Raw genomic sequence first — 18,589 nt, forward strand, 5'->3', positions numbered from 1 at the left:
AGGATTTCTCCTCCGGGCCTTTGTCGTACTACTCGTGCTTAGGCGTTACCGATCGCGAGATCGGGGGTCGCAGACCCTGTGCCGATCGAACGACCCGAGTTGACCCCTGCGCCGACGGTTTCACCGCGCGGCTTGGTGTCGAAGACGAACTCGCCGTCCGTGAAGTCCACGTGGACGTGGTCCCCGGCGTTGAGCTGTCCGTTGAGGATGCGCTCGCTCAGGCGGTCTTCCACCTCGTTCTGCATCGCGCGGCGCAGTGGCCGTGCTCCGAGAGCGGGGTCGAAGCCAACCTCGATGAGGCGTTCCTTCGCTGCGAGGGTCAGATCGATCGTCATGTCGCGGTCGAGCAGTCGCTCGCTCAGTCGCTTCGCGAACAGGTCGACGATCTGCAAAAGCTCCGGCTTCGACAGCTGCGGGAACACAATGGTGTCGTCCACGCGGTTGAGGAACTCGGGCTTGAAGTGCTTCTTGAGCTCCTCGGTGACCTTGGCCTTCATGATCTGGTAGGTGGCGACGGTGTCGCCCTCGACCTGGAATCCGACCGGTCCACCAGCGATGCCCTTCGAACCGAGGTTCGTGGTCATGATGATGACGGTGTTCTTGAAGTCGACAACGCGGCCCTGGCCATCCGTCATCCGTCCCTCTTCGAGGATCTGGAGGAGGGAGTTGAAGATGTCGGGGTGTGCCTTCTCGATCTCATCGAAGAGCACGACGCTGAACGGCTTGCGACGAACGCGCTCGGTCAGCTGACCGCCCTCTTCGAAACCGACGAATCCGGGAGGAGCACCGAACAGTCGTGAGACCGTGTGCTTCTCGCCGTACTCGCTCATGTCGAGCGAGATGATGGCGTCTTCATCGTCGAACAGGAACTCAGCGAGTGCCTTGGCGAGCTCGGTCTTTCCGACACCGGTCGGGCCGGCGAAGATGAACGAACCGGAGGGACGCTTGGGGTCCTTCAGGCCGGCGCGGGTGCGTCGGATCGTCTTCGACAGTGCCGAGATGGCTTCTTCCTGGCCGATGACGCGCTGGTGCAGCGCCTTCTCCATGAAGACCAGTCGGCTCGACTCTTCTTCGGTGAGCTTGAAGACCGGGATGCCGGTGGCCTGCGCGAGAACTTCGGCGATGAGACCCTCATCGACGGTCGCCGTCGTCTTCACGTCGCCCGAACGCCACTGCTTCTCGAGGCGGAGTCGCTCGCCGAGGAGGTTCTTCTCCTCGTCACGCAGCGATGCTGCCTTTTCGAAGTCCTGGTCTTCGATGGCCGTTTCCTTGGCTCCGCGGACGACCGAGATCTTCTCGTCGAACTCGCGCAGTTCGGGCGGGCTCGAGAGGATCGAGAGACGCAGGCGTGCGCCGGCCTCGTCGATCAGGTCGATCGCCTTGTCGGGCAGGAACCGGTCCGACACGTAGCGGTCGGCGAGGTTCGCGGCGGCAACGAGGGCACCATCGGTGATGGACACCTTGTGGTGCGCTTCGTACCTGTCGCGCAGTCCCTTGAGAATGTTGATCGTGTGCGGGAGAGACGGTTCGTTGACCTGGATCGGCTGGAACCGGCGCTCAAGCGCGGCATCCTTCTCGAAGTGCTTGCGGTACTCGTCCAGCGTTGTCGCACCGACGGTCTGCAGCTCACCACGAGCGAGGAGAGGCTTCAGGATGCTTGCAGCATCGATTGCGCCCTCAGCGGCACCCGCGCCGACGAGGGTGTGGATCTCGTCGATGAAGATGATGATGTCACCGCGGCTGCGGATCTCCTTCGTGACCTTCTTGAGGCGCTCTTCGAAGTCACCGCGGTAGCGGCTTCCGGCGATGAGCGAACCGAGGTCGAGCGAGTAGAGCTGCTTGTCTTTCAGCGTCTCGGGTACATCGCCCTTGACGATCGCCTGGGCGAGGCCCTCGACGACAGCGGTCTTTCCGACGCCGGGCTCTCCGATGAGAACCGGGTTGTTCTTCGAACGACGCGAGAGGATCTGCATGACCCGCTCGATTTCCTTCTCACGGCCGATGACCGGGTCGAGCTTGTTGTCGCGGGCAGCCTGAGTCAGGTTGCGGCCGAACTGGTCGAGGATCTGCGAGCCACCCTGCGCCGTGGTCTCCGTGGTGTTGCCACCGACGGGAGCAGCTTCCTTGCCCTGGTATCCCGAGAGCAACTGAATGACCTGCTGGCGAACACGGTTGAGGTCGGCGCCCAGCTTGACGAGGACCTGCGCGGCAACGCCCTCACCCTCGCGGATGAGGCCGAGCAGGATGTGCTCGGTTCCGATGTAGTTGTGGCCGAGCTGGAGTGCTTCGCGGAGCGAGAGCTCGAGCACCTTCTTGGCACGCGGGGTGAAGGGAATGTGGCCGGTGGGCTGCTGCTGGCCCTGACCGATGATGTCCTGGACCTGTTCACGAACGGCATCCAGCGAGATGCCGAGCGACTCGAGCGCCTTTGCTGCAACGCCCTCGCCCTCGTGGATGAGACCGAGCAGGATGTGCTCGGTTCCGATGTAGTTGTGGTTGAGCATCTTGGCCTCTTCCTGGGCCAAGACAACGACGCGACGAGCGCGGTCGGTAAATCTCTCAAACATGTTCGCTCCTTGGGCACCCGGGCAGGGTTGGGGGTGCCGTACAAAAAGAGTAACTTCCGGGGCTGAGGAAAACTCCTGTGTTCGCTCTGCGCGCACGCGCGACGCGAAGCGTCGCGAAAGGCGGCAGCCAGAATCCAAGGCATCCTCAACAACGCAACCCCGCGCCGCGCCGCGAACCAGAGAAACCCAGCGCCGTGAAAGGCGGTAGCCCAATTCCAAGGCATCCTCGCCAACGCAACCTCGCCCATCGAATCAGAGAAACCCAGCCTCGCGAAAGGCGGCAGCCAGACGGATGCCATAGCGAGCGACGAATTTGACGCTCACTCTGACGAGGTGCGCACCCTGGCACGCGCGTACGGGACTCGCATGCGGCCCGTCGAGTTCTTCAGCCACCACACTGCCGCGGTGCTCTGGGGCGCTCCGATCACCATCTCGATCCCGGCCCTGATCGACGTCGGTGTCTTCCGAGGTTCCAGCGTCCCCCGCGGCCGGGGAGTTCGTGGGCACCTCGCGGACCGGCGGACCACAACGACGAGGGTGCACGACGGGTTACGCGTGGCCACCCCGGCCTCGGTCTGGGCATCGCTCGGCACTCTGTCGGTCGACGACCTCGTCGTGATCGGAGACTATTTCTGCCGCACGTGGCGGCAGGGATTTCTACGCCCGAATGTCGGGCGCCCTCCGCTGACCACCCGCGCGAAACTTGAGACCGCGCTCGGTGCGGGTCGCCGAGTCGGGGCCACGCACCTTCGCGACGCCCTCGGGCTGATCCGCGAGGACTCCTGGTCGCCACGAGAATCCCTGTGTCGCGTCGTTCTCGTCCGCGCTGGCTTGCCGGAACCGCTCCTCAACATCGACGTGGATGGACCGCTCGGGTTCCTCGCGTGCGTCGACATGGCCTACCCGCAGTACCGCGTCGCGATCGAGTACCAGGGGCATGTACACGGTGCCAGGTACGCGAAGGACGTCGAACGCATCGAGGCGCTCCGCGCGGCCGGCTGGATCATCATCCAGGTCACATCAGCACTACTTCGCCGGCCTGAGGAGCTGGTGGCTCGGGTTCGAGCCGCCCTGATGTCTCGCGGCTGGAGGCCCTGACCCCTTCCAGTTGCGCGATTACGTCGAATACGTCGCCATTCGACGTAATCGCGCAACCGGAACGCGCTCCCGTCGATTCGGACCGGTTGACAGGCATCCGCCCGGTCGCTAGCTTAACGATAATCGTTGTTATCGATAATCGATGGAGTGCACCATGGGAACCGAAACCACCGCTCGTCCGACCCGGTCCGATCGCGTCGATCTCTGGACGGTGATCGTGGTCGGCGTGATGGTCGCCGTGTTCGCGCTGGGGAACGCCGTCGTGCAGATCGCGTCAATCGTGCCGAACACCAATGTGGAGGTTCTCGCCCCGTTCTTCGACACCGTCACCGCTCTCCCGCTCGGGCCAGACGGCGCGATGGTGGACGTTCGCGTCGACTCAGCGTGGCTGACGGTGTCTGACCTCCCGGTCATTGTGGTCGTGTCGCTCGTCGCCGCTGTCCTCGTCGACCTGGCAACGACCCTCGTCATCGTGGCCAGCGCTATGCTGCTGTGCCGAAATCTCATGAGCGGAAAGGCGTTCTCCCGCATCAACACCCGCCTCGTCACAACGGTGTCAGTCACGCTCATCGTCGGCACCACACTGGGTAACCTCTTCACGACCATGGGGACGAACGGCGCTTTCGCAACCCTCAGCCAGGGCAGCTATGACGGCGCGGTTGCGACCGGCAACGTCATTCCCTACTTTGCTGCGATCGCCCTCGCGGCTGTCGCCCTCGCGTTCAAGGCCGGCGAACGGCTGCAGCGCGAAACCGAAGGTCTCGTCTAGTGGGCGGCGCGGACGACGAGCCGACAGGCATCCACTGTCGCCTCGACGAGCTGCTCGCGGAACGCGGGATGACCCTCACCGAACTCAGCGAGCGAGTCGGCGTCAGCATCGTCAACCTCTCGGTGCTGAAAAACGATCGGGCGAGGGCGATCCGGTTCTCGACGCTGGTCGCGATTTGCGACGTCCTCGGCTGCGAGGTCGGCGACGTGCTCGTGCGCGCCTGACCGCTACTGCAGCGCCGACGTCAACCGGGCGAGGTTGTCGAGCACGGTCGAACGGAGCGGCTGCTTCATCCATTCGTCGAGCGTGAGCTCCCGGCTCTTCACCCGGTACTCGTCTTCGACCGCGCGCATGTCCCTCACGAACGTGTCGCCCCTGACCATCAGCGAGACCTCGAGGTTGAGCCCGAACGAGCGCATGTCCATATTGCTCGATCCGATGACGGCGACATCGTCATCGATGGTGAAGTGCTTCGCGTGAAGGATGTATGGGGCCGGGTACAGATAAATACGCACGCCTGCACGAAGCAGCGCTTCGTAGTACGAACGCTGTGCGTGGTAGACGAGCGCCTGATCGCCGACCTCCGACACGAACAGGTCGACAGGAACGCCGCGCTGCACCGCGGTAGTGATGGCGTAGAGCATCGCCTCGTCCGGCACGAAATACGGGCTGGTGATCACAATGCGTTTCTGGGCCGAATAGAGCAGTCCGAGGAAGAGCCGCAGGTTGTTCTCACCGTCGAACCCCGGACCGCTCGGCACCACCTGGCAGTCGAGGTGGCCGTCCTCGTTGTCAGGGTCCACGAGGTCGATCTCGCTCGAGAGCAGCTCGCCGGTTTCGCTGTACCAGTCGCTGAGGAAGATCGCCTGGATGCCGCCGACGACAGGCCCTTCGACGTAAGCAACAAGTTCCTGCCATTGCAGCCCACGACGGATGTTCCCCCGCTTGTTGTACGAGCGATCGATGACGTTCTGCGACCCGAGAAACGCGACGAGTCCGTCGACGACGAGGATCTTGCGGTGATTGCGCAGGTCAGGGCGCTGGAATTTCCAGCGCCAGGGCTGGAGCGGGAGCATCAGGTGCCAGTCGGCGCCGATCTCATCGAGGCGCTTCTTCGTCTTGAGGTAGCCCTTGGTGCGGAGGTTGGCGACGTGATCGAGCAGCACCCGCACGGTGACGCCCCGCGCCACCGCGCGCTCGAGCGCCTCGAAGAACGGCTCGGTGGTCTTGTCGCAACTGAGGATGTAAAACTCCACGTTGACCGAGACCGCGGCAGCGTCGACCGCGGCTGTCATCGCATCGAGCGTGTGGTTGTAGTCGGCGAGAAGCCTGGCTTCGTTCCCACCGAGCAGCGGCAGCGCACCGAGGTTGCGGTTCAGCTGCACGAGCGAGGAGAACCAGGCGGGCGGGTTCGGTCGCAACTCCTGCTTGGGGAGATTCTCGGCGGCGATCCTGATGAACTCGTTGATCTCGTCCTGAATATTGCGGCGGTATCGCGGGAGTTTCGGGTTTCCGATCAGGATGAACGCGATGACCCCGACGTACGGAATCAGGAAGATGGCGAGAAGCCAGGCCATCGCGGCCGACGGCCGCCGGTTCCGCGGAACAACGATGACGGCGATCACCCGGATGATGAAGTCGACGGCCCAGAATAGAATGAGCGTCCAGTTACCGGTGAAGGCTGTGGCAACCCAGGCCCAGAAGCCGGCCCAGAATGACGCAACGTCCACGAACCGCTCCTGTCATTGGGGTAGTGACAGCCAGCCTATCCGTCAGCGGCGACGGATCAGTTCGCCGCCTCGCGCGACCCACCCGTGGAGTGGGGATCCTGGGCCGGAAGGCCGAGGCGGGCGCGTTCCGTTGCTTCGACCTTCGCGTATGCGGCCCGCTCGTCACGGTCCGACCGAATGATCGCGCGCATGATGACCCAGAAAATCAGCCCGACCAGGACGGTCGGAGCGAGCGACCACAACGCGTTTAACCAGAAATTGTCCATGACAGCCTAAGAATACCCCGGTTACGGTGAACGGATGCTGTGGGCAGGCTAGGTAAGGATGCCCCAAATGCCGCTGAGCAGCAGATACAGTCCGACTCCGCCGACGATCACCCAGATCGCGATCCGGTTTCCCGACGGCTTTTTCGGGTCTCTGGGGTCCGTCACGTCCTTCGGCAGGAAGTCGTTCATCACTTCACCAGGGGGAAGAGGATGGTCTCCCGGATGCCGAGTCCGGTGAGCGCCATCAGCAGGCGGTCGATTCCCATGCCCATTCCGCCGGTCGGGGGCATGCCGTGCTCGAGGGCGCGGAGGAACTCCTCGTCAAGACGCATGGCCTCGACGTCGCCACCCGCCGCGAGGCGGGCCTGCTCGACGAAGCGCTCGCGCTGGACGACGGGGTCGACGAGCTCGGAATATCCGGTTGCCAGTTCGAAGCCGCGGATGTACAGGTCCCACTTCTCGACGACACCGGCCTTCGAGCGGTGTGCGCGAACGAGCGGGGAGGTGTCCACCGGGAAGTCCATGACGAAGGTCGGCGCAACGAGGTCGCCCTTGACGAAGTGCTCCCAGAGTTCCTCGACATACTTGCCGTGGATCGGGTGGGGAACGACGATTCCCTCACGGTCGGCGAGGGCCTTGAGTTCCTCGAGAGGCGTCTCCGGCGTGATCTCCACTCCGGCGGCCTCGCTGAGGCTCTCGAACATCGAGATCCGGGCCCAGTTCCCACCGAGGTCGTACTCGGTACCGTCGGCCCACGTCACCGTGTGCGATCCGGACACCGCGAGAGCGGCATCCTGAATCAGCGTCTGGGTCAGGTCGGCGATCGAGTTGTAGTCGCCGTATGCCTCATACGCCTCGAGCATCGCGAACTCGGGGCTGTGCGTCGAGTCGGCGCCTTCATTGCGGAAGTTGCGGTTGATCTCGTAGACCCGGTCGATGCCGCCGACGACGGCGCGCTTGAGGTAGAGCTCCGGCGCGATCCGCAGGTAGAGGTCGGTGTCGAAGGCGTTCGAGTGGGTGGTGAACGGTCGCGCCGATGCGCCGCCGTGCATGACCTGGAGCATGGGCGTCTCGATCTCGAGGAAGCCGCGCTCGGTGAAGGTGTGGCGCAGGCTCGAGACGGTCTTTGACCGCATGATGACGTTCTGGCGGGCCTGGTCGCGGGCGATGAGATCGAGGTAGCGGCTGCGTACCCTGCTCTCTTCGCTGAGTTCGTTGTGCAGGTTCGGCAGCGGAAGGATCGCCTTCGACGCGATGGTCCACTCGCGCACCATGACGGAGAGCTCGCCGCGGCGGCTGGAGATGACCTCACCCGAGACGAAGAGGTGGTCGCCGAGGTCGACGAGTTCCTTCCATTCGGCGAGCGACTCAGCGCCGACTTCAGCGAGCGATACCATGGCCTGGATCCGGCTTCCGTCGCCGGACTGGAGCGTTGCGAAACAGAGCTTGCCCGTGTTGCGAAGGAAGACGATGCGCCCGGCAATGCCGACCGTCTCCCCCGTCGTCTCGTCGGCTTCGAGGTGCCCGAACTTCGCGCGGACTTCAGGGATGGTCGTCGTGACGGGAACGCTTACCGGGTAAGCCCCGCCAGCGGCATCCGTCGCGCTCTCGATGAGGCGTTCGCGCTTCGCCAGCCGCACGGCCTTCTGCTCGAAGATCTCCTCGGCGGTCGGTTCGGTGGCCTCGGCGGCGGTTGGGGCGTGAGTCATTCGGGACGTCTCCTTGTGGGGTCGGTTAAGTTTACGGGCACCGGCTTGCAGCAGGAATCAGGAAACGATGATGGTCCTGTTGTCGATCAGCCTGGTGGTTCCGACCCGCGCAGCGATGAGCGCTAGAACCGGGCCGGTGTAGCCCTCGTCGACGGGCGAGAACGTGGCCGGGTCGACGACGGCGAAATAGTCGAGTTCGACGAGCGGCTCACCGTCGATCACCCCGTGCGCGGCAGCGAGCACCGCATCGACTCCCTGCTGGCCAGCGGATGCCGCCGCCTCGAGCGCGCGCGACAGCGCGAGGGCCGCCTGCCGCTCGCTGTCGGACAGGAAAGCGTTCCTGCTTGAGAGGGCCAGGCCGTCTTCGGCGCGCACCGTGCTGACGCCGTGCACCTCGAGCGGGAAGTTGAGGTCCCGCACCATGCGCTTGACGAGGAACAGCTGCTGGCCGTCCTTCTCGCCGAACACCGCGACATCCGGTGACACGATGTGGAACAGCTTGGAGACCACGGTCAGTACACCGTCGAAGTGGCCCGGCCGGGTGCGTCCCTCGAGAAGGGTGCCGACATCGCCGGCGGTCACGCGCGTGCCGATGTCGCCATCCGGGTACATCTCGGCGGCAGTCGGAGCGAATACCAGGTGAACACCGACCTCGGCGAGCTTCGCCGTGTCGTGCTCGAGAGTGCGGGGGTAGGTCGAGAGGTCCTCGTTCGGCCCGAACTGCAGAGGGTTCACGAAGATCGACACGACCACGATGTCGCCGAGCGACTGCGCCTGACGGACCAGCGACAGGTGTCCGTCGTGCAGCGCGCCCATCGTGGGAACGAGAACGACCCTGGGTTTCCGGATGCCCCGGGCAACGGCCTCGCTGCGGGCCTCATCGATGCGGGTGCGGATGCTGGTAATACTGTCGGTCACTCCCCGATGGTACCCGCTGAGCCGCTACAGGCCGTCGCCGTCGAAGTACGGCGGCTCGAGGGATTCCGGCCTCGACGTCTCCCGAAGGGCGTTGTCGACCGCCGACCGCACGAGGGAAGACAGGAAGCCGCCGGGGTGATCGATGCCGATCTCCGAGAGGATGCCGGTGGCCTGCGAGACGATGGACCTGGAGAATGCCGTCGCGATCTCAATCGCCTCGGCGTATGCGGCCCTGTCCGCCTCAGCGACGATCACCGGTTCGCCACCCATCTCGACGACGAGGGCCTGGCCGATCGGCTGCACCGGCGCCGGCGCGGTCACGGCGAACCAGGTTTCGCTGAGCCGGCCGATATCGATGCTCGTCCCGGTGAAGTCCATGGCGGGGTGAATGGCAATGGGGATTGCGCCGAGCGCCTGCGCTGGCGCAAGGACGGCGGTGCCCGATCCGGGAGAGGTGTGCACGACGAGCTGGCCTGGCCGCCAGGTCGAGCTCGCGGCGAGACCCTCGACGAGCGCGGGCAGTTCGGCATCCGGCACGGCAAGAATAACCAGTTCGCTGCGCTCGACGATGTCGGGGATTTCGAGGATCGGAACCGACGGCAGGATGGCCTCGGCCCTGTCCCTGCTCTCGTCGGAGATGGCGCTGATTCCGATGATCGCGTGCCCGGCGCCGGCGAGGGCTGCGCCCAGGATCGGGCCAACATGCCCGGCCCCGATAATGCCGATGCCGAGGCGGCCTGCTCTCGCGCTCACGCGATCACCCGGTTCTCTGCCCAGCGGTGCGTGCGGTCTCGAGCGGATGCCTGGACCGCGCTGCTCGAGACGTGCTCGAACAGCCGGACCGCCTCATCGGAACCGATGGCGGGCAGCGTCGGGGTGATCGGGCCGGCGACGGTGTGCACGCGAGCCGATGCGAGCCGGAATGCCCGTTCGAGCGGGCCCTGCGACACGGCGATGCTCTGCATCCTGGCGAGCGGGAGGATGTCGAGCCTGCGCCAGATCACTCCCCGCCGGAACAGGAGCAGTCCGTCGTGCACCGCGTACCCGGTACGCCGCCACGCAAACGGATTGAGCCACCTGGCGCGACGGGGCGCGAGGGTAAAGCCCGACGTGTGCGGTGCGCGGAACGCCGCGGTCATCTCTGCGAGAGCCGCGTCGGCGTGCACGTCGTCGAGGATCAGCTCGAGAACCCGGGCGACATCGGTGAGGTTCCCAACGGGCAGGATCGTCGTGTTGCCTTTTCCGCTCATCGCGGCCTCCGCCGACAGCCCTGCCTTGTTGATCTTCACCTGCCACCAGTCGAACGGTCTCCAGAGCACCGATTGTGAGATCTCGACGGCGTGGATCCGGCCGGGTGGAAGCGTGTCGTTGCTCGTCGAGAGCAATCCGAACCCGACCCTGACGCCCGATGGTGTTTTCGCGATGCTGTACCTGAGGGATTTCATCACCGTCGACCAGTAGTAGCTGAGGAAACCGATGACGCTGGGCACGAACCAGAAGAGCGCCCAGATCTGTCCGTTCACGAGGGAGACGATCAGAACGACGGCGAGCACGACGAGGAACACCGTGCTTGCGCTCAAGACCGTCGATCCGATCAGCCTGCCGAGGGAAATTCGAACGACGGATTCCGGCGGGGCGGCATTGGGGTCCAGCTCCGGCGCGAGGAACTCGTTGACACGTTCCGTCACGAGCCGGGTGAGCGCCGGGTCGGTGGAGGCTTCGACTCCGTCCGGTCCGACTGTCGGCCTCGGCGCTACGCCTGCCTCGGCGAGCTTCACACCGCTCGCGAGGGTGAGAACGTCGCGGCGCAGGTCGTCCGCGTCACGGGAGTACAGGTACTCGAGCTTGACGCTCGCATCCTGCCCGGCAACGCTGACGTCCATCTTTGCCGCCCCGAAGATCCGGGGGAAGAACGGCCTGTTGATTCCAACGCCCTGGATCCTGTCGAGCTTCGCCTTCCGGTGGGTGCGGAACAGGATGCCGCTCCTCACCTCGACCGCCTCGTCGGTGACGCGGAACGTGTGCATCCGCCACGACAGGAAGAACCCGCCGATGATCACCAGCAGAACGACGAAGAGCCCGGCCAGAGCTATGGGCACGTACCCGTGTTCCCAGACGTAGGTGAGCGGGTCATATTCGTAGGTGCGCGAGCCGTCACCCTCGGGGCCGTCGCCCTGGCCGGGAAGGAAGATGTCGACAAGACGTTCCCGGAGGTTGGCGATGACAAAACCCGCGATCGCGATCAGCGCGATGCCGCCCTTGAGCAGCGGCGTTGCCGGGTGGAGCCTGTGCCACTCTCCGTCGGTCAGTGTGCGCGAAGAATTCTCGCGGACAGCCTGGCTCGCCGCCGCCCGCTCGCCGACGGCATCCGACTGCGCAGCATCCGACAGCTCCACCGGACCGGACTGCTGAGCCGGGCCCGCGTGCGACACAGCTGCCGGCTGCTGCGCCAGAACAGGCTCCTGCACCGGCTCCGGCTGCCCGCCCGGCGCAATTGACGGGTCGGGGATGCCGCTGGCACCGCGTTCGTCGCTCACAGCCCTGTCCGTCTGCTCTCCGCTACCGCCACCAGGTGGTCGCGCAGGCTTTCGGCTTCTTCGATGGGGAGCCCGGGAATCAGAATCGCCGTTGCGGCCGATGCGGTGACGAACTTCAGTTCGGCGAGTCCGAACGCCCGTGCGATCGGACCGCGGTTGATGTCGATGAGCTGCATCCGTCCGTACGGAACAGCGACAAGCCGCTGCCACATGATGCCACGGCGGAAGAGAAGATCGTCGTCCCGGAGCTGGTAGCCGATCGAACGGATGCGACGCGGGGCGAGTGCGCCCGAGATGAGGTCGATGGCGAGGAGGGGCCCGGCGACCCACCAGACCCAGTGCTGATCGAGAACGACGTGCATCACGACGGCAGCGGCGAGAACCACCAGGGCGGTGATGGCATACCCGAGCAGGTCAACCACGATGTACTTGGGCGAGACGCGGTGCCACTCGACGTTCGCAAGATCGAGCCGTCGGGGAGCGTCTGCGGCGGGTCCGCCACGGTACTCGGGCACCTCGACCGGCGGCTCTTCGGGTGGGTGCACGGGCGAGAACGGCTGAGCGGCGGCCGGTGCGTCATCGACCCCGTCGATGCCCGCGTGCCGGGCGTTCCTCGCCTCGTCAGCGAGCGGGAGGTGCTCCGGGTGCGTCATCGTCATCGTCCTTCGGCAGTGTGCACAGGTGTTCCGCAATCAGGCCAGCTACCGCGAGTAGCACGGCCCCAATGCATGAGCCTATCGTCAGCCACAGCGAGCCTACTCCGGGCATCACGGGTCTGGTCGTGAAATAGATCAGCGCCCCGAGCGCCACCCCGGTGAGCAGCGCGCCCACCCTCGACGAGGCGCGTGCGAGCGCGACGACCCGAAGGGACTGGAACGGATCGACCGGTGCTTTCGACCTGCCGGTGACAGCGCGGCGGATCGGCAGTGAAAAGCCGACGATGATCGCACCAACAACGACGAGGGTCAGGGGAAGGCTGATCGGCGGGATCAGAAGAGACCCGCCTGTCGACTCCGAGCCAAGCTCGAGGAGGAAACCAAGCGCGAGTCCCAGCGCCGCGAGTCCGATCAGTGGCGTTGCCTTCGTGCGCGTCATGCCGGTTCCCCTGTGCTCCGAAGCGATGAAAGCAGGGCGTCGACCCTGCCGTGGCCCGGCAGCTCTGCGTCAGGCTCGACCTCGAGCCACGGTGCAAGTACAAAGTCTCGTTCCGCCGCACGCGGGTGTGGGATCACGAGATCGGGTTCGTTCACGATGCGGGAACCGTACGTGACGATGTCGATGTCGAGCGTCCGATCTCCCCAGTGCTCTGTCCTGACTCGCCCAAGGTCATGCTCGATCGTGTGGATCGCCGTGAGGAGCTCGCGCAGACTCAGGTCGGTGGTCCCGAGGGCAACGGCATTGAGGTAGCCGGGTGCTGACCGGTCCGGTCCCCCGGGCTTCACGGCGACGGACTCCACGAACGTCGACACCGCGCGAAGCCGGATGCCAGCGGCCTCGAGTTGCTTGAGCGCGGCTCGAAGTGTCGCATCGCGGTCGCCGAGATTACTGCCGAGCGCGAGAACCACCGGGGTATCGCGCCCGCCGAGCTGGGAGTGGCGCCGCACAGGCGGGTGGATCGGCGGCTTCGGGATTGGACTCATGAGCGGCCCTCCGCGGTCAGGGCCTGGTGCGGGGCCGCTGACCTCACGATGGTCACGGCGACGTCGCCGAACGGAACAGAGATCGGAGCATCCGGCTTGTGAACCGTGACTCGCACGTCGGTTGCTGCGGGGTACGAGAGTGCGATCCCCGCGACCCGCTCTGCGACGGTCTCAATGAGGTCGACGGGGTCGGATGCCACGGCCGCAGCGACCCGCTCGGCGAGCTCGCCGTAGTGGATGGTCGCCGAGACATCGTCACTCTGTGCGGCACGACGAAGATCGATCCCCACGGTGAGGTCGATGACGAAGTCCTGGCCGCCCTCCCGCTCGAAGTCATAGACGCCGTGATGGGCGCGCACACGAATGCCCGTGAGGGTGATGGAGTCGCCGGTAGTCACCCGACAACTCTACGGGCACTCATCGGCCTCCGCGCCGGAGCCCGGAGTGCACGAAAAAGGCCCCGTCCAGGAGGACGGGGCCAGGTGCACGGGCGGTTAGCTGGACTCGCCGCGGCGGTCGACCCGCTGCACGAGCTTCCACGCGAGGGGCAGCACAGAGGCCGCGATGAGCCACTTCACGACGCCGCCGACGACGAACGGGAAGAAGCCGAGGGCGAGAAGCGTGCCGATGTCCGTCGGCAGTCCCATCGAACCGAGGATCATTCCCATGTACGGGATGCCGAACAGGAACGGAATGAGGCTCGCGCCGAGGAACGCGAAGAGGCTGAGCACGGGACGCTTGTCCCAGTTGCGCTCGGCGAGCCAGCCGACGAAGGCGGCAGCGGCGATGAACCCAATGATGAAGCCGAACGACGGCTTGGCGAGAGCGGTGATGCCGCCGGTTGCTCCGGCGAAGATCGGCAGCCCGGCGAGGCCGAACACCATGTACATCGCCATCGAGACGGCTCCACGCCACGCTCCGAGTGAGGCGCCGACGACCAGGACGCCGAGGGTCTGGCCCGACACAGGAACCGGCCACATCGGGATTTCGACCATTGCCGTAGCGCTCACGATGGCAACGCCAGCCACCATCAGGGCGATGTTGTTGACGACGCTCCGCGGCACGACGCGATCGGCCAGGGTGAGTCGAGAGTGGGAAATCGTTGCCGTCGTCATTCAAACTCCAGTTCACAGCGTTCGCGCCGCGTTCGCGGCACAGTTCAACACACTATCCGCTAATCGGCCTCGCGCGGGTTGTCGTTTCGACCCAACGGGGACCCGGAATCTGTGAAGGGTTCCTCTAACCGGCCGAACCGGAAGACATGCGCGCCCGCGCAGCCAGTGCGATCGCCGTCGCGGTCACGCTGTGCACGCGCACTCCCCAGATCCCCGCGTCGGCGAGCAGTGCGCTCACCACCGCCGTTGGCAGGTCGCGGTCGCCCATCGGGGCGCCTTCCGGAAGCAAATCGCCCAGGAACCGCTTTCGGGACGCACCGACGAGCACCGGCAGCCCGAGCGACTGCAGCTCGGAGATTCGCAACAGGATCTCCCAGTTCTGGTCGGCCGTCTTCGCGAAACCGAGACCAGGGTCGAGAATGATGCTCTCCCGCGCTACGCCCCCGGCCTCAAGGGCAGCGATCCTGGTCTCGAGCTCAGCGCGAACGTCAGCGACCACGTCGTCGTAGTGAGCGCGGGAGTTCATGTCGGCACTGTGCCCGCGCCAGTGGCTGAGAATGTACGGCGCACCGGTGTCGGCTGCGACAGCCACCATGTGGGGATCAGCGAGGCCACCGGACACGTCGTTGATGAACTCGGCCCCCGCTTGGACCGCGGCACTGGCCGTTTCGGCGTTCATGGTGTCGACAGAAACGCGGATGCCGTCGGCCGCGAGAGAGCGGACCACCGGAAGGATGCGGCGCAACTCTTCGGTCACACCGATCCGCTCCGCGCCGGGGCGGGTGGACTCCCCGCCGACGTCGACGATGTCGGCACCGTCGGCGACGAGCCGCCTGGCGTGGGTGACCGCACGCTCGTGGTCGAGGAACTGACCGCCGTCGCTGAACGAATCAGGGGTGACGTTGACGATCCCCATGACCAGCATCCGCTTGGACGTCTCGGCCCGATCAGGCATGCGGGTCCGTCGTACCGCGGCCGATCAGGGCAAACAGTTCAGCACGGCGTGCCGGCTCGGCAAGTGCACCGCGGCTTGCGACGGTCACCGTGGACGAATTCGCCTGCCGAACCCCGCGCGCAGCAACGCAACCGTGGACCGCGTCGAGCACGACGAGAACGCCACGTGCCTCAAGACCGCGCTCGAGAGCATCCGCGATCTGCTCGGTCAGGCGCTCCTGCAACTGGGGCCTCGACGCGAGGGTGTCGACCACGAGCGGCAGCCGACCAAGACCCACAACGCGATCCCCGGGCAGGTATGCGACGTGCGCCTTGCCGAGGAACGGGAGCAGGTGGTGCTCGCAGATCGAGCGGAAGGCGATGTCGCGCAGGAGCACAACCTCGCCGGTGCCGTCATCGCCGACCGGGACCGACTCGCGCAGGTGGTCGAGCGGATCCGCGCCAACCCCTGCGAAGAACTCGGAGTAGGCGTCGGCGACGCGCGCCGGCGTCCGCTCGAGCCCTGGCCGCTCCGCGTCTTCGCCGATAGCCGCGAGCAACTCGATGACAGCCGCCTCGATGCGCGGCTTATCGACCCCCGCCATCTGAGCTACGCCGTTGCTGGGCGCGGGTCGGACTGCGGGAGAGGCGTGTTGCTCGAGTCGCTCTGGACGCCGCCGTCTGTCGCGCCGGGATCGATGGGAGCCTTCGTGATCGGCACAGCGATCGGAGGACGCTCAGAGATCGGGCGCTTGGACGATGACAGCCACTGCGGGCGCGGCGGGAGCTTCTTGATGTCCTTGAAGATCTCGGCGAGCTGGTTGTGGTCCAGCGTCTCCTTCTCGAGGAGTTCAGCGGCCAGCCGGTCGAGGATGTCGCGGTTGTCGTTCAGTACCTGCCACGCTTCGTCATGGGCCTGCTCGATGAGCGCGCGGACCTCAGAGTCGACCTCTTCAGCGATCTGCTCCGAGTAGTCGCGCTGGTGGCCCATGTCGCGACCGAGGAAGACCTCACCGCTCGACTGTCCGAGCTTGATGGCTCCGACGTTGGCGCTCATGCCGTATTCGGTGACCATCTTGCGGGCAATTCCCGTGGCCTTCTCGATGTCGTTCGACGCACCGGTTGTCGGGTCGTGGAACACCATCTCCTCGGCGACACGGCCGCCCATGGCGTAGGTGAGCTGGTCGAGCAGTTCGTTTCGGGTCACCGAGTACTTGTCTTCGAGCGGGAGGACCATCGTGTAACCGAGGGCGCGGCCGCGGGGAAGGATGGTGACCTTCGTCACGGGGTCGGTGTTGCGCATCGATGCCGCAGCGAGGGCGTGTCCACCCTCGTGGTACGCGGTGATGAGCTTCTCCTGGTCGCGCATCACACGGCTGCGGCGCTGAGGCCCGGCCATGACCCGGTCGACGGCCTCGTCGAGGGCGCGGTTGTCGATGATCTGGGCGTTCGAGCGAGCGGTCAGCAGCGCGGCCTCGTTGAGGACGTTCGCGAGGTCGGCTCCGGTGAACCCGGGAGTCTTGCGGGCGAGGACTTCCAGGTCGACGTTCTCCGACATCGGCTTGCCCTTGGCGTGCACCTCGAGGATCTTCATGCGGCCCTTGAGGTCAGGAGCGTCGACGCCGATCTGGCGGTCGAACCGGCCAGGTCGAAGCAGCGCGGGGTCGAGGATGTCGGGTCGGTTCGTCGCGGCGATCATGATGACGTTCGCCTTGGGGTCGAAACCGTCCATCTCGACGAGCAACTGGTTGAGCGTCTGTTCGCGCTCGTCGTGCCCGCCACCCATTCCGGCGCCACGGTGGCGACCGACGGCGTCGATCTCGTCGACGAAGATGATCGCTGGTGCGTTCTCCTTGGCCTGCTGGAACAGGTCGCGGACACGGCTTGCACCGACACCCACGAACATCTCGACGAAGTCAGAGCCGGAGATCGAGTAGAACGGAACACCGGCCTCGCCGGCGACGGCGCGGGCCAGCAGGGTCTTACCGGTACCGGGAGGGCCGTAGAGCAGCACACCCTTGGGGATCCGGGCACCAACAGCCTGGAAGCGCGCGGGCTCCTTGAGGAAGTCCTTGATCTCCTCGAGCTCTTCGATCGCCTCGTCGCTGCCCGCGACATCGTCGAAGGTGACCTTCGGCGACTCTTTCGAGACGAGCTTCGCCTTCGACTTGCCGAACTGCATGACCTTCGACCCGCCGCCCTGCATGCTCGAGAGCATGATCCAGAAGAACACACCGATCAACAGGAGCGGGAGGAGCAGTCCGAGCGCCGACAGCCAGAAGCTGGGCTGCGGTACCTCGTCGTTGTAACCATCAGAGGGCGCCGCCTCATCAACGGCAGCGACGACATCCGCCGCTCGCGCGTTGATGTAGTAGAACTGGACCATTGTGCCGTTGTCGCCGTCGGCCTTCTCGAGGGTCAGGTCCGCGCGGTTGTCACCCTCGGTCAGCGTCGCCTCGGCGACTTTTCCGTCGGCGAGCAGCTCAAGTCCGTGCTCGGTGGTCACCTCTTTGTAGCCATTCATGTTGAGCAGGCTGGAACCGACGAAGAAGACAATGACCGCGATCAGGATGTACGGCAGCGGGCCTTTGAAGATGCGCTTGAAATTCATAGTGCGGATGAGCGGATGCCCAACACCTTTCTGAAGGTACGGCGAGACAACACGCGCCTCGTGGCCTCAAGGCTAGCGCCAGAAAGCTGGGCTACGCCTCTGTGTTCGCCGCAAGGGGAAACGCCGGGGGAAACATGCGGGTCAGGAGTAGACGTGGGGCGCGAGAATCGCCACGTCGCGCAGGTTGCGGTAGCGCTCATCGAAGTCGAGACCGTAGCCGACGACGAAGTCGTTGGGGATGTCGAATCCGACGTACTTGCAGTCGATCTCCACCTTCGCAGCCTTCGGCTTGCGGAGCAGTGCGCAGACCTCGATCGAGGCGGCGCCGCGTGAGGCGAAGTTCTCGAGCAGCCACGACAGGGTCAGTCCCGAGTCGATGATGTCTTCAACGATCAGTACATGGCGGCCGGTGAGGTCTGCATCGAGGTCCTTGCGGATCTGCACCACACCACTGGACTTCGTGCCAGCGCCGTACGACGAAACGGCCATCCAGTCGATCGACACGTGCTTCTTCATGGCGCGGGAGAGGTCTGCCATCACCATGACGGCACCTTTCAGCACGCCGACGAGGAGAAGATCCTTGCCTTCGTAATCGGAGTCGATCTGAGCCGCAAGCTCATCCAGCTTGTCGTGAATCTCTTGTTCGGTGACGAGGATGGTCGTGAGGTCGCCTGCAATATCGCTCGATTCCATGGA

General features: G+C 65.3%; 20 protein-coding genes. 3 read left to right on the forward strand and 17 right to left on the reverse strand.

Annotation, left to right across the window (positions count from 1 at the left end; genetic code table 11):
- Window positions 1-38 precede the first annotated feature (38 nt).
- Complete coding sequence (locus AC1X6S_RS11610) at window positions 39-2,567, reverse strand: ATP-dependent Clp protease ATP-binding subunit (RefSeq protein WP_483405919.1); 2,529 nt, start codon at window positions 2,565-2,567, stop codon at window positions 39-41.
- Between the two features lie 333 nt (window positions 2,568-2,900).
- Here AC1X6S_RS11610 and AC1X6S_RS11615 point away from each other — a divergent pair, with 333 nt between their 5' ends.
- From AC1X6S_RS11615 to AC1X6S_RS11625, 3 genes are all read left to right on the forward strand, one after another.
- A complete protein-coding gene (locus AC1X6S_RS11615; RefSeq protein ID WP_483405920.1) occupies window positions 2,901-3,665 on the forward strand; it encodes an endonuclease domain-containing protein in 765 nt (254 codons plus the stop codon).
- 154 nt (window positions 3,666-3,819) lie between these two features.
- Entirely contained in the window at window positions 3,820-4,434 is a 615-nt protein-coding gene (locus AC1X6S_RS11620) for a hypothetical protein (RefSeq protein WP_483405921.1), read from the forward strand.
- A complete protein-coding gene (locus tag AC1X6S_RS11625; protein WP_483405922.1) occupies window positions 4,434-4,658 on the forward strand; it encodes a helix-turn-helix domain-containing protein in 225 nt (74 codons plus the stop codon). Before AC1X6S_RS11620 ends, AC1X6S_RS11625 begins: the two co-directional genes overlap by 1 nt.
- A 3-nt stretch (window positions 4,659-4,661) precedes the next feature.
- Here AC1X6S_RS11625 and cls read toward each other — a convergent pair whose 3' ends face one another.
- From cls to hpt, 16 genes are all read right to left on the reverse strand, one after another.
- Window positions 4,662-6,092 carry a cardiolipin synthase gene (gene cls / locus AC1X6S_RS11630; protein WP_483406700.1) on the reverse strand — a complete coding sequence of 477 codons (1,431 nt, stop codon included), beginning with the start codon at window positions 6,090-6,092 and terminating at the stop codon, window positions 4,662-4,664.
- A gap of 128 nt (window positions 6,093-6,220) precedes the next feature.
- A complete protein-coding gene (locus AC1X6S_RS11635) occupies window positions 6,221-6,430 on the reverse strand; it encodes a hypothetical protein (protein ID WP_483405923.1) in 210 nt (69 codons plus the stop codon).
- A 48-nt stretch (window positions 6,431-6,478) separates the two neighbouring features.
- A complete protein-coding gene (locus tag AC1X6S_RS11640) occupies window positions 6,479-6,619 on the reverse strand; it encodes a hypothetical protein (protein ID WP_158270264.1) in 141 nt (46 codons plus the stop codon).
- A complete protein-coding gene (lysS, locus tag AC1X6S_RS11645; RefSeq protein ID WP_483405924.1) occupies window positions 6,619-8,139 on the reverse strand; it encodes a lysine--tRNA ligase in 1,521 nt (506 codons plus the stop codon). Before lysS ends, AC1X6S_RS11640 begins: the two co-directional genes overlap by 1 nt.
- A 57-nt stretch (window positions 8,140-8,196) precedes the next feature.
- Entirely contained in the window at window positions 8,197-9,057 is an 861-nt protein-coding gene (panC, locus tag AC1X6S_RS11650; protein ID WP_483405925.1) for a pantoate--beta-alanine ligase, read from the reverse strand.
- Between the two features lie 24 nt (window positions 9,058-9,081).
- Window positions 9,082-9,810 carry a Rossmann-like and DUF2520 domain-containing protein gene (locus AC1X6S_RS11655; protein WP_483405926.1) on the reverse strand — a complete coding sequence of 243 codons (729 nt, stop codon included), beginning with the start codon at window positions 9,808-9,810 and terminating at the stop codon, window positions 9,082-9,084.
- Window positions 9,807-11,594, reverse strand: coding sequence for a PH domain-containing protein (locus AC1X6S_RS11660; RefSeq protein WP_483405927.1), 1,788 nt, complete (start codon window positions 11,592-11,594; stop codon window positions 9,807-9,809). The genes AC1X6S_RS11655 and AC1X6S_RS11660 overlap by 4 nt, the downstream gene beginning before the upstream one ends.
- Entirely contained in the window at window positions 11,591-12,109 is a 519-nt protein-coding gene (locus AC1X6S_RS11665; protein WP_483406701.1) for a PH domain-containing protein, read from the reverse strand. Before AC1X6S_RS11665 ends, AC1X6S_RS11660 begins: the two co-directional genes overlap by 4 nt.
- A gap of 106 nt (window positions 12,110-12,215) precedes the next feature.
- A complete protein-coding gene (locus AC1X6S_RS11670) occupies window positions 12,216-12,689 on the reverse strand; it encodes a DUF3180 domain-containing protein (RefSeq protein WP_483405928.1) in 474 nt (157 codons plus the stop codon).
- Window positions 12,686-13,234, reverse strand: a complete 549-nt coding sequence (gene folK / locus AC1X6S_RS11675) for a 2-amino-4-hydroxy-6-hydroxymethyldihydropteridine diphosphokinase (RefSeq protein WP_483405929.1) — start codon at window positions 13,232-13,234, stop codon at window positions 12,686-12,688. Before folK ends, AC1X6S_RS11670 begins: the two co-directional genes overlap by 4 nt.
- Window positions 13,231-13,632 carry a dihydroneopterin aldolase gene (folB, locus tag AC1X6S_RS11680; RefSeq protein WP_483405930.1) on the reverse strand — a complete coding sequence of 134 codons (402 nt, stop codon included), beginning with the start codon at window positions 13,630-13,632 and terminating at the stop codon, window positions 13,231-13,233. The genes folK and folB overlap by 4 nt, the downstream gene beginning before the upstream one ends.
- A gap of 96 nt (window positions 13,633-13,728) precedes the next feature.
- Window positions 13,729-14,349, reverse strand: a complete 621-nt coding sequence (locus AC1X6S_RS11685) for a biotin transporter BioY (protein WP_483405931.1) — start codon at window positions 14,347-14,349, stop codon at window positions 13,729-13,731.
- A gap of 124 nt (window positions 14,350-14,473) precedes the next feature.
- On the reverse strand, window positions 14,474-15,304 hold the full coding sequence (folP, locus tag AC1X6S_RS11690; RefSeq protein ID WP_483405932.1) for a dihydropteroate synthase: 831 nt from the start codon (window positions 15,302-15,304) through the stop codon (window positions 14,474-14,476).
- Window positions 15,297-15,887, reverse strand: coding sequence for a GTP cyclohydrolase I FolE (gene folE, locus AC1X6S_RS11695; protein ID WP_483405933.1), 591 nt, complete (start codon window positions 15,885-15,887; stop codon window positions 15,297-15,299). The genes folP and folE overlap by 8 nt, the downstream gene beginning before the upstream one ends.
- 5 nt (window positions 15,888-15,892) lie before the next feature.
- Window positions 15,893-17,893, reverse strand: coding sequence for an ATP-dependent zinc metalloprotease FtsH (gene ftsH / locus AC1X6S_RS11700; RefSeq protein ID WP_483405934.1), 2,001 nt, complete (start codon window positions 17,891-17,893; stop codon window positions 15,893-15,895).
- A 141-nt stretch (window positions 17,894-18,034) separates the two neighbouring features.
- Window positions 18,035-18,586, reverse strand: a complete 552-nt coding sequence (hpt, locus tag AC1X6S_RS11705; RefSeq protein WP_483405935.1) for a hypoxanthine phosphoribosyltransferase — start codon at window positions 18,584-18,586, stop codon at window positions 18,035-18,037.
- Window positions 18,587-18,589 lie beyond the last annotated feature (3 nt).

The organism is Mycetocola sp. Y442, from assembly GCF_056898615.1.

Excerpts from the sequence above, each read along its gene's own strand:
- AC1X6S_RS11610 (WP_483405919.1), bottom strand. The coding sequence starts at position 2,567 with ATGTTTGAGAGATTTACCGACCGCGCTCGTCGCGTCGTTGTCTTGGCC.
- AC1X6S_RS11620 (WP_483405921.1), top strand. The coding sequence starts at position 3,820 with ATGGGAACCGAAACCACCGCTCGTCCGACCCGGTCCGATCGCGTCGAT.
- AC1X6S_RS11635 (WP_483405923.1), bottom strand. The coding sequence starts at position 6,430 with ATGGACAATTTCTGGTTAAACGCGTTGTGGTCGCTCGCTCCGACCGTC.
- AC1X6S_RS11640 (WP_158270264.1), bottom strand. The coding sequence starts at position 6,619 with ATGAACGACTTCCTGCCGAAGGACGTGACGGACCCCAGAGACCCGAAA.
- lysS (WP_483405924.1), bottom strand. The coding sequence starts at position 8,139 with ATGACTCACGCCCCAACCGCCGCCGAGGCCACCGAACCGACCGCCGAG.
- AC1X6S_RS11670 (WP_483405928.1), bottom strand. The coding sequence starts at position 12,689 with ATGACGCGCACGAAGGCAACGCCACTGATCGGACTCGCGGCGCTGGGA.
- folK (WP_483405929.1), bottom strand. The coding sequence starts at position 13,234 with ATGAGTCCAATCCCGAAGCCGCCGATCCACCCGCCTGTGCGGCGCCAC.
- AC1X6S_RS11685 (WP_483405931.1), bottom strand. The coding sequence starts at position 14,349 with ATGACGACGGCAACGATTTCCCACTCTCGACTCACCCTGGCCGATCGC.
- folP (WP_483405932.1), bottom strand. The coding sequence starts at position 15,304 with ATGCCTGATCGGGCCGAGACGTCCAAGCGGATGCTGGTCATGGGGATC.
- folE (WP_483405933.1), bottom strand. The coding sequence starts at position 15,887 with ATGGCGGGGGTCGATAAGCCGCGCATCGAGGCGGCTGTCATCGAGTTG.
- ftsH (WP_483405934.1), bottom strand. The coding sequence starts at position 17,893 with ATGAATTTCAAGCGCATCTTCAAAGGCCCGCTGCCGTACATCCTGATC.
- hpt (WP_483405935.1), bottom strand. The coding sequence starts at position 18,586 with ATGGAATCGAGCGATATTGCAGGCGACCTCACGACCATCCTCGTCACC.